Source organism: Nocardioides sp. Z43_10 (genome assembly GCF_059766615.1).
In genome coordinates this window covers 335,702-348,192 of record NZ_JCBAJY010000004.1, presented here as the reverse complement: position 1 = coordinate 348,192, position 12,491 = coordinate 335,702, and the positions used below count along the sequence as shown (strand labels likewise).

Genomic DNA, 12,491 nt, shown 5'->3' with positions numbered 1-12,491 from the left:
GCCGCACGACGCCGCGCCTGGGCGGCGTCGCGGCCTCCTCGGGTGAGGATGGGTCCATGCCCGGCAACCTCTCGCGCCCCGGCACCAGCGTCACCAGTCGCGCGCTGGCGCTGCTGGGCGCCTTCGACGACGGACACCGGCGGCAGACGCTGACCGAGCTCGCCGCACGCGCCGAGGTGCCGGTGCCGACCGCGCACCGGCTGATCGGCGAGCTGGTCGCCTGGGGGGCGCTGGCCCGGCTGCCGAGCGGCGAGTACGTGGTGGGGCGCCGGCTGTGGGACCTCGGCCTGCTCGCCCCACTGCAGGCCGACCTGCGCGAGAGCGCCTCCCCGTTCCTGCACGACCTGTACGCCGCCACGCTCGCGACCGTGCACCTCGCCGTGCGCGACGGGCTCGAGGTGCTCTACCTGGACCGGCTGCGCGGCAACACCTCCGTGCCGGTGGTGAGCGCGGTCGGCTCCCGGCTGCCGCTGCACAGCACCGGCGTCGGCAAGGTGCTGCTGGCCCATGCGCCCGCGGAGGCCCAGGCCCGCTCGCTCGCGCAGCTGGCGCGCGTCACGCCGTACACCGTCACCCAGCCCGGCGTGCTGCGCCGCCAGCTCGATCGCATCGTCGCGGAGGGCTACGCGACCACGAACGAGGAGATGAGCCTGGGCGCCTGCTCGGCCGCGGTCCCGGTCTGGCAGGGCCGACAGGTGGTGGCCGCGCTCGGGCTCGTGGTCTCCTCGCTGACCCGCGACCAGTCCCGGCTGGTGACCGCCCTGCAGGTGGCCGCGCACGGCGTGGGGCGCGCGCTGACGCGCTGAGCGGCAGGGGCCGCTCGAGAGGTCCTCAGTCCGTCCCGGCCGTGAGCAGGGAGGGGTCGAGGTCGGCCTCGGCCACCTCGTAGTGGTCCACGTGCTCGTCCTTCTCGACCAGCAGGTCGTCGTCACCGGGGTAGAAGACGGCCACGTGGGGCGTGTCCCCGGCGAAGCGCCGGACGTCGTCCATCGACTCCCAGAACGAGATCGCGACCACCTCGACGAGGTCGCCCAGCGCGCGGCGCAGCACCAGGACGCCGCGGTTGCCCGGGGTGGTGCGGTAGTCGCGCACACCGGTGCTGCTCTGGTGGGCCAGGTAGGCCTCGGCGTCCGCGGACCGCACGGCCCCTCGCCAACGACGCACGATCATGGGGTCCGAGCCGCCTTCGACACCTTCGCGAGCACCGATGGCGCCAAGTCGTCGATGGCCAGCAGCTCCGGCAGCAGCTCGCGCTCGGTGGTCAGCGCCCGGAACATCAGCGCGACGGTGATCGCGTGGTCGGGCCGGTGCTCCACGGTGATCGCGTCGCCGGCCTCCACCACGCCCTCCTCGAGGACGCGCAGGTAGGGCCCGGGCCGCCCCTCGCGGGTGAACCGGCGCACCCAGCCGGTCGCGTCGAGGCCGGAGACGTCGAGCCAGCCGGCGAACACCTTGCACGGGGTGCGCACCTTGGCCACCTCCAGCAGCGCCGTGCCGACCCGCCAGCGCTCCCCGATCAGCGCCTCGTTGACGTCGATGCCGGTGGTGGTCAGGTTCTCCCCGAACATCCCGTCCGGCAGCACGCGGCCCAGCTCGCGGCCCCAGCTGTCGAGGTCCTCGCGGGCGAAGGCGTAGACGGCGTTCTCGGCGAAGCCGTGGTACCTGGTGTCGCTGATCGTGTCGCCGGCCAGGCCCCGCCAGCCGATCCGCACCGGCCCCGCGGCGGGGCGCTTGCGGATCGAGGTGCGCCCGACGCGTCCGGTCCACTGCCCTCCTTCGGGCTGCCCGAGGTTGACCGAGATGACCTGTCCGGAGCTCTGCACCCGGACATGCTCTCCCGGACCGGCGCGGAGTGCCACCCCGGTGCAGACCATCACTTGCCAAACCGGAAAGCGATCCGATAGTTTTCCGGCATGGAAAGTGATGAGGACCTCGCCGCCCAGCTGCTCGCCGTCGAGCGCGCCGCTGCCGCCCCCTACGTCGTCTACCCGCCCACCCCCGCCTGGTATCCGCCGGCCGTCGGCACCTGGGCGGCCGCCCTCGTCGCCCTGTACGTGTCGTCCCCCCTGGTCAGCGCGCGGTTCGTGGTCGGGCTGGGCGCGCTCCTGGTCGTCGAGCTGGCGTTCCTGCGCTGGTACTCGCGCCGCCACGGCGCGATGCCCTCGCTGCGCCAGCCGCCGGCGGAGTTCCGTGGGGCCTTCGCGCGCTACGCGGTCGGCGTGGTGGTGGTCGTCGCGCTGGTCGCCCTGGCCTGGGCGCTGGCGGGCGGTTGGGCGGCCGTGGCCGCCACCTGGGTCCTGGTCACCGCCGGGCTCGCCCTCTACGAGCGGCTCTACGCCGAGGCCGCCCGCCGGACCCGCGAGCGACTGGGATGATCGGCGACCTCGATCCGATCATCCACGCCCCGAAGCGACTCGCGGCGATGGCGATGCTGGCCAGCGCGTCCACGGTGAGCTTCACGTTCCTGCGCGAGCAGCTGGGCGTCAGCGACTCCGACCTGTCCAAGCAGATGGCGGCGCTGGAGAAGGCCGGCTACGTGCGGATCAGCAAGAGCGGGCGCGGGCGCGGTGCCACCACGACGTACCGCGCCACCCGGGCCGGCCTCGCCGCCTACCGTCGGCACGCCACGGCGCTGCGCGAGCTCCTCGCCGAGGCCGAGGCCCTCAGTCCTGCACCGCCTTCGCCAGCGTCACCCAGCGAGTGAGGTCGGCCCCGGGGTCGCGCACCGCGCGCCGCACCGCCCGCACCACCACCCAGTCGCGGGCCCGGCCCTCGTCGAGACCGGCGGCGTCGATGAGCGTGTGGAACCGGCGGCGCACGGCGTCGCGGACGTCGCCGCTGGCGAGCATCTCCTCCCACCGGTGCCAGAGCATCGGGGCGGGCTCGAAGTGCGGATCACCGCTCAGCGGCCGCGGCGCGATCGCCAGCCACGGCTCCCGGTCTGCCGCGAGCACCTTCGCGTAGTGCAGGTCGCCGTGCACGGTGGTGCCGGCGGTGCCGGGGTCGCGGGCGAACGACGCCGCGAGCGAGGCGGCCTGCTCGACGAGGCGCCGCGGCAGCGGCGCCGTTCGGGGCAGCGCCGCCAGCTCGCCCGCCCAGCCGCCGGCCAGCTCGGCCAGCGACCTCAGCTGCGGCACGGCCGGCACGTGCAGGGACCGGTAGAGCCCCGCCACGATCTCGCACGCCTCCACGTCCCAGTGCTCGGCGAGGTCCTCCTCGCGCACCCGCTCCAGCAGCAGCGCGCGGCGGCGCGGGTCGGCACGCAGCAGGCGGACGGCTCCGCGTCCGTGCCAGTGCTGCAACGCCAGCGACTCGTGCTCGGTCTCGGGAACCGGCTCCGCGATCTTCAGCACCGCCGGCGCCCCGCCGCGGGTGCGCACCCGCAGCAGGCGTCCTCGGTGCCCGCCCGGGCGGGGATCCGGCTCGATCGCCCCCTCGGCGCGCAGGCCCCACTCCTCGATCAGCTCGAGCGGCGCGGCGGGTGAGGGCACCCCCGGATCCTCGCATCCGACCGCCCGGCGCGAAGCCGGGCAGCCGGGCGCGGCTACTTCTTGTTCTTGTCCGCGGCCGGGGCGTTGGACAGCGCGGCGATGAAGGCCTCCTGGGGCACCTCGACCCGGCCGACCATCTTCATCCGCTTCTTGCCCTCCTTCTGCTTCTCCAGCAGCTTGCGCTTGCGGCTGATGTCGCCGCCGTAGCACTTGGCGAGCACGTCCTTGCGGATCGCGCGGATGGTCTCGCGGGCGATCACCCGAGCGCCGATGGCGGCCTGGATCGGCACCTCGAACTGCTGGCGCGGGATCAGGTCCTTGAGCTTGCCGGCCAGCATCACGCCGTAGGCGTACGCCGCGTCGCGGTGCACGATCGCGGAGAACGCGTCGACCGGCTCGCCCTGGAGCAGGATGTCGACCTTCACCAGGTCGGCTGCCTGCTCGCCGGAGCGTTCGTAGTCGAGCGAGGCGTAGCCCTTGGTCCGGGACTTGAGCTGGTCGAAGAAGTCGAAGACGATCTCGCCCATCGGCAGCGTGTAGCGCATCTCCACGCGATCCTCGGAGAGGTAGTCCATCCCCTGCAGGTTGCCCCGCTTGGTCTGGCACAGCTCCATGATCGTGCCGATGTAGTCGCTGGGGCTGAGGATCGTGGCCCGCACGACCGGCTCGCGGACCTCGGCGATCTTGCCCTCGGGGTACTCGCTGGGGTTGGTGACGGTGTGCTCGGAGCCGTCCTCCATCACCACCTGGTAGACCACGTTGGGGGCGGTCGAGATCAGGTCGAGGTCGAACTCGCGCTCGAGGCGGTCGCGGGTGATCTCCATGTGCAGCAGGCCGAGGAAGCCGCAGCGGAAGCCGAAGCCCAGGGCCCCGGAGGTCTCCGGCTCGAAGGTCAGCGCGGCGTCGTTGAGCTGGAGCCGCTCGAGCGCGTCGCGCAGCGTCGGGTAGTCGTCGCCGTCGATCGGGTAGAGCCCGGAGTAGACCATCGGGTTCGGGTGCTTGTAGCCGCCCAGCGCCTCGGTGGCGCCGTGGTGCTGGCTGGTCACGGTGTCGCCGACGCGGGACTGGCGCACGTCCTTGACCCCGGTGATCAGGTAGCCGACCTCGCCGACCCCGATCTCCCCGGTCTTGACCGGCTCCGGGCTGATCACGCCCACCTCGAGCATCTCGTGCACGGCGCCGGTCGACATCATCTTGATCCGGTCGCGGTGGGTCAGCTTGCCGTCGACCACCCGGACGTAGGTGACCACGCCGCGGTAGGTGTCGTAGACGGAGTCGAAGATCAGCGCCCGCGGCGCGGCGTCGGCGTCGCCGACGGGGGCCGGGGTCTGCTTCACGATCTCGTTGAGCAGCTCGCGCACGCCCAGCCCGGTCTTGGCCGAGGTCTGCAGCACGTCGGAGGGGTCGCAGCCGATCAGGCCGGCCAGCTCCGCGGCGTACTTCTCCGGGTTGGCGCTGGGCAGGTCGATCTTGTTGAGCACCGGGATGATGTGCAGGTCCGCGTTCATCGCCAGGTACAGGTTGGCCAGCGTCTGCGCCTCGATCCCCTGCGCCGCGTCGACCAGCAGGACCGCCGTCTCGCACGCCTCGAGCGAGCGGGAGACCTCGTAGGTGAAGTCGACGTGGCCCGGGGTGTCGATCATGTTGAGGACGTAGTCCCCCGGCTCGGCGCCCTGCTCGTTGTCGACGGGCACCGTCCACGGCATCCGCACGGCCTGGCTCTTGATGGTGATGCCGCGCTCGCGCTCGATGTCCATCCGGTCGAGGTACTGAGCCCGCGAGGCCCGCTCGTCCACGACGCCGGTGTACTGCAGCATCCGGTCGGCGAGCGTCGACTTGCCGTGGTCGATGTGCGCGATGATGCAGAAGTTGCGGATGATCGCGGGATCGGTCTTGCCCGGCTTGGGCGCGGTCGAAGAAGTAGCCACGAACTGCTCTCGTCGGATCGGGTGGGTCGGGACTCACATCTTCCCACGCAGCGGCGGCTGGCCCGAATGCCCGGGCCGCCGGCGGACCCGGGCGGCCCCGGCCGGCTCTGCGAGGATGCGCCCATGTCCATCGCCGCCATCCCCCACGGCCGCACCGCGCGCCGGCTCGAGTGGCCCTTCCTGCCACCGCACGTGCGCGCGCTGGTCGAGGACCGGCTCGGCTCCCCCGTCGCGCACGCGGCGAGCCAGGGCGGCGGGTTCACACCCGGCTTCGCCTCGGTCCTCACCGGGCGCGACGGGTCCCGGATCTTCGTCAAGGCGGCCTCGTGCAAGGCCCAGCGCGCGGTCGCCGCGTCGTACCGCGACGAGGCGCGCCAGCTCGGCGCCCTCCCCGCGGACGTCCCCGCGCCCCGGCTGCTGTGGACCCATGAGGACGACGCCTGGGTGGTGCTGGGCATCGAGCACGTCGAGGCCGCCTCACCGCAGCGGCCCTGGCGGGTGGCCGACCTGGACCGCTGCTTGGACACCCTCGAGGCGCTGGCCACCACGCTGACTCCCGCACCGCCGGGTCCCCGGCGGGACACCTTCGCCGCCGCGTTCGCCGACTTCCTCGCCGCCTGGGACCACGTCCGGCGCGCGCTGCCCGAGCTGCCGCACCTCGAGGAGGCCGCGGCGCTGGCCGGGCGCTACGCAGAGGTCTGCGCCGGCGACACCCTGGTGCACACCGACATCCGCGACGACAACCTCCTGCTGGGGGCGGCCGGCGAGGTCTGGGTCTGCGACTGGAACTGGCCGGTCCTGGGCGCGCCGTGGCTGGACACCGTCTTCCTGCTGCTGGGCGCGCGCGGGGACGGGATCGACGTGGAGGCGGTGCTGCGCGAGCGCCGGCTGACCCGCGACCTCCCCCGCGAGCACGTCGACGTGGTGCTCGCGCTGCTCGCCGGCTACTTCCTGCGCCAGCGCGACGCCCCCGCACCGCCGTCCTCGCCGTGGCTGCGCACGCACCAGAGCTGGTGCGCGGAGGTGGCGTGGGGCTGGCTGGGCGAACGCCGGGGCTGGCTGTGATTTGGGGGCCCGCGCGGCCGCTGCTAGAGTTTCACGTCGCGTGTCTGGAGCCTGCCCGCAGGCAGTCGCGCCGAGCGCAATCGAACTTGCACGACCGAATCCCTTCGACCAATAGAGGCGCAGCGTAGTGGCGAACATCAAGTCCCAGATCAAGCGCAACAAGCAGAACGAGGCGGCGCACGAGCGCAACAAGTCGGTGAAGACCGGCCTGAAGTCCGCGATCCGCAAGTTCCGCGAGCTCTCCGAGGCGGGCGACAAGGACGCCGCCCTCGAGGCAGCCCGCGCCGCGACGCGCAAGCTCGACAAGGCCGCCTCCAAGGGCGTCATCCACAAGAACCAGGCCGCCAACCGCAAGTCGGCGATCTCCAAGAAGGCCGCGTCGCTCTGACGTAGGTCCACACGCTGAGGCGCCACCCCGTGAGGGGTCGGCGCCTTTCGTGCGTTTCGCTTCCTGCTCCTCACCCGTCCCACACCCACCCCCGTGAAAGCCGTGTCACCCGTGCCCCCGCTGCGCATCTGGATCAACCGCACCTACGCCACCTACCACCACCAGATCCGGATGCTCGAGGAGAACCCCGACCGCCGCCCCGTGCACGTCGTGGCCACGCACCGCGACCCCGACTCGCCGGTGCTGGCGGCGGCCGCCGAGGCCCATCCGGAGCCGGAGGGCCTCGGGGACGACTACGTCGAGGCCGCCCTGGCCTTCTGCGCGCGGCACGCGATCGACGTGCTCTGGCCCACCTGGCAGGCCGAGGCGGTCGCCGCCCGGCGCGGTGACTTCGAGGCACTCGGGGTGCGGGTGCTGACCTCCCCGCCGGAGGCGATCGGCCTCTTCGCGGACAAGGCCGCCGCCTACGCGGCGGCCGCGCGGCTCGGCGTACCCGTGCCCGAGCACCACGTCGCCACCACCGCGGCGCAGTTCGAGACCGCCTACGCCACCCTGGTCGGCAACGGGCACGCGGAGATCTGCGTCAAGCCGGTCACCGGGGTGGGGGCGGCCGGGTTCTGGATCATCTCCACCGAGGCGCCGTCGCTGGCGGACCTGTACGCCGCGCCGCGGCGCCGGATGCCGCTGGCGCAGATGCGCGGTCTCGTCCAGCAGTGCGACACGTTCCCCCCGCTGATGGTGATGCCGGTGCTCCCCGGCGGGGAGTACTCCGTCGACACGCTCTCGCACGACGGCAAGGTGGGGCGCACGATCCCCCGCTTCAAGAGCCCCACCACGCGCCGCGTGCTGCTCGACGCGCACCCGGAGCTGGAGCGCTACACCCGACTGCTGGTCGAGGAGCACGCGCTGTCGTACCTGTCGAACGCGCAGTTCCGCCTGGACGCGCACGGTCGGCCGTTCCTGCTCGAGGTCAACACCCGCGCCTCGGGCGGGCTGTTCCAGTCGTGCCTGGCGGGCGGCAACCTGGTGTGGCCGGCAGTCCGCTCGGCCCTCGAGGGGTACCTGGACCCGGCCTGGCTGCCTGAGGTGACCTACCCGGTGGCGCTCACGACGTTCGCCACCGCCACACGGCTGGACACCCGCGCCCCGGAGCGCTCAGCGCGCCTCGCGCAGGTCGGCGATGGTGAGCACCAGCCGCTCGAGGGTGTACGCCGGGTCCCCCGCGGCGCCCTTCACCTCGGCGTCGGCGCGGGCCACCGCGCGGATCGCCTGAGCGACGCCGTCCGGGGCCCAGCCGCGTGACTGCTCGCGCAGCGTGCGCAGCTTCCACGGCGGCACGCCCACCTCGCGGGCCAGGTCGGCCTCGCGCATGCCGCGCGGGGCGGAGATGAAACGGGCCAACCCGCGGGCACCGGTGGCGAAGGCGGAGGTCACCAGCACCGAGGCGGTGCCGCCGTCCATCGCCCAGCGCAGCTCCTCCAGCGCGGCGCCCCGGCGCCCGGCGAAGGCGGCGTCGGCGACGGCGAAGGACTTGGCCTCCGCGCGTCCGCCGAAGTAGCGCTTGACCTTCTCCATGTTGATCGGCTCGCCGGGGAAGTCGTTGGCGAGCTGGTGCGCGGCCGCGGAGAGCGAGCGCAGGTCCTGCCCGACCGCCTGGACCAGGAAGCCCGCGCCCTCCTCGTCGATGCTCGAGCCGTGCCCGCGCATCTCGCTGGTGACGAAGCGGGGGAACTCCGAGGTCTTGAGCTCCACGGACTTGGACTCCGTGACGCTCTTGAGCTTGCGCAGCTTGGCGAGCACGCCGGAGCCCTTCTGGCCCCCGCCGTGCACCAGCACCAGCGCCACGTCCTCCACCGGCGAGGCCGCATAGGACAGCAGTCCCGCGACCGACTCCTCGGGCAGGTTCTCCAGGTTGCGCACGACCACGCAGCGGGTGCTGGAGAACAGCGAGGGCGCCGACATCTCACCCAGCGTGGCCAGCGTCAGGTCGCCGGCGGCCGACTCGGCCAGCTCGGCCTCCGGGTCGTAGGCCCGCACCGCGGCGCGCACCTGGGCGACCGTGCGCTCGTTGAGGAACTCCTCCTTGCCGGTGACGAGGGTGACCCGACCGAGGACGTCTGCTGCGCGTGGACCTGCCATGGTGGCGCCAGCCTGCCACAGGCCGCCGACAGCGCCGTCCGCGACCCGATCCTCCGACCGCGGACGGGTCGTGCGCCTCACTCGCGGGTGCTGGTGCGCACCTGGTCGCCGTCGGCGAGCACCAGGATGTCCCCGTCCACGTCGGTGCGCAGCACGCGGGTGCCCTCGCCGGCCAGCGGCGCCATCGTCTGCGCGGAGGGGTGACCGTAGTCGTTGTCCGCGCCGACGCTGACCAGCGCCACCCGGGGGCGCACCCCGAGCAGCAGGTCGAGGTCCTGGTGCCTGCTGCCGTGGTGGGGGACCTTGAGCACGTCGACCTCGAGACCCTCCAGCACCCGGGCGAGCTGCGCCTGGCCGGGCGGCTCGAGGTCGCCGGTGAGCAGGATCCGCACCCCACCGACCTCGGCGAGCAGCACGACGCTGGCGTCGTTGGCGCTGGATCCGTCGCCGGCCCCGGCCGGGTCCAGGCCAGCGGGCGGCCAGAGCACCTGCACGGTGACGTCGCCGACCACCGTCGTCGCGCCGTACGTCGCGGTCCGGGTGGTGGCCGCCACCTGCCCGACCTCGGCGGCCACCTGGCGCGCACCCTCGGGCGGGTCGGCGCGCGCGGTCACCTCCACCACGCCCACCTCACGGCCCTCGAGCGCGCCGGCGAGTCCGTCCACGTGGTCGGCGTGGAAGTGGGTGAGCACGACCAGCGGGAGCCGCTCGACCTCGAGGCGGCGCAGGCAGGCGTCGACGGCACCCGGATCGGGTCCGGCGTCCACCAGGACACCCGAGCCCGGTCCGGCGCGCAGCACGAGCGCGTCGCCCTGCCCGACGTCGCAGGCGGCCAGCACCCAGCCCGGCGGGGGCCAACCCGGGGTGGGCGCAGGGACGAGCACCGCCGCGCAGAGCACCAGGCAGCAGCCGGCGCCGCTGGCCGGGTGCCGCAGCGCCCGAGGCGCACCCAAGGCGATCACCACGCACAGCGCCGTGAGCGCCGCCAGCGCCACCGCGCCACTGCCCCACTCCATCGCCGCGCCCGGCATCGTGGCCCCCCAGCGGGCCACGGTCACGATCCACGCCACGCACCACGACGCGAGCAGCCCGAAGACCGCCCCCACGGTGCCCGAGCCGACCCCCAGCAACCCTCCGGCCAGTCCCAGGACCGTGGCCGGGCCGACGGCCGGGGCCGCCAGCAGGTTGGCCACCACCGCGACCAGGCTGACCTCGCCCGAGAGCGCGGCCACCACCGGCGTGCAGGCCAGCTGGGCGGCCGCCGGCACGGCCACCGCCTCGGCCACCCAGCGCGGCAGCCAGCGTGCGAGCGCGTCGCGCCAGGCCGGAGCGAGCAGCAGGATCCCCGCGGTGGCCAGCACCGACAGCGCGAAGCCCGCCGTGGTCGCCAGCCACGGGTCCACCAGCAGCAGGGCGACCACCGCCACCCCCAGGGCGCGGGTGCCGCGCTGCAGGCCGTTGCCACCCAGCCCGACCAGCGCGACCGTGCCCATCGCGGCGGCCCGCACGACACTCGGCTCGGTGCGCGCGAGCAGCACGAAGCCGACGATGCCGAGCCCGCCGACGACCATCAGCCAGCGCCCGCGCACCCCCGCCCAGCGGGCCAGCACCAGCAGGAAGCCGACCAGCAGCGTCAGGTTGGTCCCCGAGACCGCCAGCAGGTGGGTCAGCCCGGTGGTGCGGAAGTCGTCGGCGAGCTCCTCGGGCATCCCCTCGTCGTCGCCCACCACCAGCGCCGGCACCAGCGCCCGCTGGCTCGGCGGTCGCTCGGCGACCGAGGCGCGCAGGGCCGTGCGCACCCGGTCGGCGCCGCGCCACCAGACTCCCGGGCCGTGGGTCACCTCGGGGGCGCCGCGGGGGCGCAGCACGGCCGCGAGGTCACGCCCGTCGGCCGGGGCCAGCCGGCCCTCGGCCCGCAGCCGCGCCCCGAGCTCGACGTCGGCCCAGGACTCCTCGCCCAGCACCAGCACCGGCGCCCCCACCCGGTGCGTGCGCCCGCGACCGGTGACCGCGGTGACCCGGGCCCGCAGCAGCACGTAGTCCTCGAAGCGCCCCTCGCGGCGGCGCGGATCGGAGGTGACGCTCAACGCGACGGTGACCGCGGCGCCGCTCGCGGCCAGGCCCGAGACGGGGCCGTGGGCGACCTGCTGCTCGCGCAGCTGCGCGCTCGTCGCGACCGCGGCCAGCACCAGCAGCAGCCCCGTCGCCGTACGCACCCGTGCTGCTGCGACACCGCGCCGGCGCAGCAGCAGCAGTCCGGATCCGCCGCCCACGACGAGCAGCGCCACGGCCGGCCACGGCAGCAGCCCACCCAGCCCGCCGGCCCAGGCCGCGGCCGCCACCGCGGGCATCCGCAGGTCCGCAGGCGCCGCAGCGGCCTCCTCGCGGATCGGTCCGGACACCGCTCAGACCGTGACGTGGGGCGTCAGGTCGGCCAGGGTGGCGTCGCCGATGCCGTCGACCTCCAGCAGCTCCTCGATCGCGGAGAACCCGCCGTGCTCGGTGCGCCAGGCGATGATCGCCTGGGCCGTCACCGGCCCCACCCCCGGCAGCGTCTCGAGGGTCGGCTGATCGGCGGTGTTGATGTTGACCAGCGCGCCACCGGCCCCGCCGCTGGGTGCCCCCGAAGGCGACAGCGGGGGCCCCGGCGCCGCGGCCCCCGGCGCACCGACCAGGATCTGCTCGCCGTCGACGAGGAGCCGGGCCAGGTTGAGCCCGGACAGGTCGACCCCGCGTCGGACGCCGCCCGCGGCCGCCAGCGCGTCGACGACGCGCGAGCCCGGCGCGAGCACCGCGATCCCGGGGCGTCGCACCCGGCCCGCCACGTCGACCACGATCTGTGCCGGTGCCGCGGCCGCGCCGGAGGCCCCCGGGGAGCCCGGTGCCGTCCCGGGCACCGCGCCGGGCGAGGCGCCGGGCACCGCGCCGGGCGACGCCGAGGGTGTGAACAGGCCGGGCCCCGCGGAGCTCACCGTCGGGGCGGGCACCTGCTCGGGGTCGTTGCGCAGGATCCACCAGCAGGTGACCGCCAGCCCCAGGGCGACCGCGACCGCCAGCACGGCCAGCGCGCCGGGGCCCAGGCCCGCCCGGCCGCGCAGCGTCGCCGGCACCAGCTCGTCCAGCGCGGAGCCGACCGCCGAGCCGGGGCGCCGGGCGGCGTGCCGGCCCGGGATCGGCACCAGCGGCGCTGCCGGCGGCGTCTCCAGGGTCGCTCCCCGCGTCACCGCCTCGGCGGTGGGTTCCGGCGCCCCGCCCGGCCGGGGCGGGTGCTCCCGGATCCGGGTGTGGGTGTCGGGCACCCCCCGCGGCAGCTCCTGGCCCGGGGCCGGCCGGTCAGGCGTCGGGACGGTCATCCGGGCGGGTGGGTCGGACTCGGCGCGCACCACCGCCAGCTCCGCGCTCAGCTGCGCGAGCCGCCGCGCGACCGCCTCAGCCTGCTGGGGGGTGGGGCGGCGCGATCGCATGCAGCGACCCTAGGAA

At 74.6% G+C, this 12,491-nt stretch carries 12 protein-coding genes and 1 pseudogene; 6 read left to right on the top strand and 7 right to left on the bottom strand.

The features are described 5' to 3' along the window. The first annotated feature begins 56 nt into the window (after positions 1 to 56). Complete coding sequence (locus AC6EI4_RS09950) at positions 57 to 806, top strand: IclR family transcriptional regulator (protein ID WP_498451344.1); 750 nt, start codon at positions 57 to 59, stop codon at positions 804 to 806. Between the two features lie 25 nt (positions 807 to 831). Here AC6EI4_RS09950 and AC6EI4_RS09945 read toward each other — a convergent pair whose 3' ends face one another. Both AC6EI4_RS09945 and AC6EI4_RS09940 read right to left on the bottom strand, forming a co-directional pair. After that, on the bottom strand, positions 832 to 1,170 hold the full coding sequence (locus tag AC6EI4_RS09945) for a hypothetical protein (RefSeq protein WP_498422588.1): 339 nt from the start codon (positions 1,168 to 1,170) through the stop codon (positions 832 to 834). Then, positions 1,167 to 1,823 (bottom strand): MOSC domain-containing protein, encoded by a 657-nt coding sequence (locus AC6EI4_RS09940; RefSeq protein ID WP_498451343.1) that lies wholly within the window; start codon positions 1,821 to 1,823, stop codon positions 1,167 to 1,169. The genes AC6EI4_RS09945 and AC6EI4_RS09940 overlap by 4 nt, the downstream gene beginning before the upstream one ends. A 90-nt stretch (positions 1,824 to 1,913) precedes the next feature. Here AC6EI4_RS09940 and AC6EI4_RS09935 point away from each other — a divergent pair, with 90 nt between their 5' ends. Both AC6EI4_RS09935 and AC6EI4_RS09930 read left to right on the top strand, forming a co-directional pair. Beyond that, the gene (locus tag AC6EI4_RS09935) at positions 1,914 to 2,375 is read left to right on the top strand and encodes a hypothetical protein (RefSeq protein WP_498451342.1); all 462 of its coding nucleotides are present in this window, start codon (positions 1,914 to 1,916) and stop codon (positions 2,373 to 2,375) included. Further along, a complete protein-coding gene (locus AC6EI4_RS09930; RefSeq protein WP_498422582.1) occupies positions 2,372 to 2,704 on the top strand; it encodes a transcriptional regulator in 333 nt (110 codons plus the stop codon). The genes AC6EI4_RS09935 and AC6EI4_RS09930 overlap by 4 nt, the downstream gene beginning before the upstream one ends. Here AC6EI4_RS09930 and AC6EI4_RS09925 read toward each other — a convergent pair. Together AC6EI4_RS09925 and lepA are read right to left on the bottom strand one after the other, a co-directional pair. Beyond that, positions 2,664 to 3,491 carry an aminoglycoside phosphotransferase family protein gene (locus AC6EI4_RS09925; RefSeq protein WP_498451341.1) on the bottom strand — a complete coding sequence of 276 codons (828 nt, stop codon included), beginning with the start codon at positions 3,489 to 3,491 and terminating at the stop codon, positions 2,664 to 2,666. The two genes, AC6EI4_RS09930 and AC6EI4_RS09925, sit on opposite strands and share 41 nt — an antisense overlap. Positions 3,492 to 3,544: 53 nt before the next feature. Continuing rightward, positions 3,545 to 5,419, bottom strand: coding sequence for a translation elongation factor 4 (gene lepA, locus AC6EI4_RS09920; protein WP_498422579.1), 1,875 nt, complete (start codon positions 5,417 to 5,419; stop codon positions 3,545 to 3,547). Positions 5,420 to 5,542: 123 nt separating this feature from the next. Here lepA and AC6EI4_RS09915 point away from each other — a divergent pair, with 123 nt between their 5' ends. From AC6EI4_RS09915 to AC6EI4_RS09905, 3 genes and pseudogenes are all read left to right on the top strand, one after another. Continuing rightward, on the top strand, positions 5,543 to 6,484 hold the full coding sequence (locus AC6EI4_RS09915) for a phosphotransferase family protein (protein WP_498451340.1): 942 nt from the start codon (positions 5,543 to 5,545) through the stop codon (positions 6,482 to 6,484). 127 nt (positions 6,485 to 6,611) lie between these two features. Beyond that, the gene (rpsT, locus tag AC6EI4_RS09910; protein ID WP_498422575.1) at positions 6,612 to 6,872 is read left to right on the top strand and encodes a 30S ribosomal protein S20; all 261 of its coding nucleotides are present in this window, start codon (positions 6,612 to 6,614) and stop codon (positions 6,870 to 6,872) included. Between the two features lie 171 nt (positions 6,873 to 7,043). After that, positions 7,044 to 7,937: pseudogene (locus tag AC6EI4_RS09905) on the top strand (ATP-grasp domain-containing protein); the annotation flags it as partial. Positions 7,938 to 8,027: 90 nt separating this feature from the next. Here the strand turns inward: AC6EI4_RS09905 and holA are convergent. The 3 genes from holA to AC6EI4_RS09890 all read right to left on the bottom strand — a co-directional run bounded on the left by holA (position 8,028) and on the right by AC6EI4_RS09890 (position 12,475). Continuing rightward, positions 8,028 to 9,011, bottom strand: a complete 984-nt coding sequence (gene holA, locus AC6EI4_RS09900; RefSeq protein ID WP_498422573.1) for a DNA polymerase III subunit delta — start codon at positions 9,009 to 9,011, stop codon at positions 8,028 to 8,030. A gap of 77 nt (positions 9,012 to 9,088) precedes the next feature. Next, positions 9,089 to 11,413, bottom strand: coding sequence for a DNA internalization-related competence protein ComEC/Rec2 (locus tag AC6EI4_RS09895; RefSeq protein WP_498451339.1), 2,325 nt, complete (start codon positions 11,411 to 11,413; stop codon positions 9,089 to 9,091). Between the two features lie 3 nt (positions 11,414 to 11,416). Then, the gene (locus AC6EI4_RS09890; RefSeq protein WP_498451338.1) at positions 11,417 to 12,475 is read right to left on the bottom strand and encodes a ComEA family DNA-binding protein; all 1,059 of its coding nucleotides are present in this window, start codon (positions 12,473 to 12,475) and stop codon (positions 11,417 to 11,419) included. Positions 12,476 to 12,491: the final 16 nt, after the last annotated feature.

Excerpts from the sequence above, each read along its gene's own strand:
- AC6EI4_RS09950 (WP_498451344.1), top strand. The coding sequence starts at position 57 with ATGCCCGGCAACCTCTCGCGCCCCGGCACCAGCGTCACCAGTCGCGCG.
- AC6EI4_RS09945 (WP_498422588.1), bottom strand. The coding sequence starts at position 1,170 with ATGATCGTGCGTCGTTGGCGAGGGGCCGTGCGGTCCGCGGACGCCGAG.
- AC6EI4_RS09935 (WP_498451342.1), top strand. The coding sequence starts at position 1,914 with ATGGAAAGTGATGAGGACCTCGCCGCCCAGCTGCTCGCCGTCGAGCGC.
- AC6EI4_RS09930 (WP_498422582.1), top strand. The coding sequence starts at position 2,372 with ATGATCGGCGACCTCGATCCGATCATCCACGCCCCGAAGCGACTCGCG.
- AC6EI4_RS09915 (WP_498451340.1), top strand. The coding sequence starts at position 5,543 with ATGTCCATCGCCGCCATCCCCCACGGCCGCACCGCGCGCCGGCTCGAG.
- holA (WP_498422573.1), bottom strand. The coding sequence starts at position 9,011 with ATGGCAGGTCCACGCGCAGCAGACGTCCTCGGTCGGGTCACCCTCGTC.
- AC6EI4_RS09890 (WP_498451338.1), bottom strand. The coding sequence starts at position 12,475 with ATGCGATCGCGCCGCCCCACCCCCCAGCAGGCTGAGGCGGTCGCGCGG.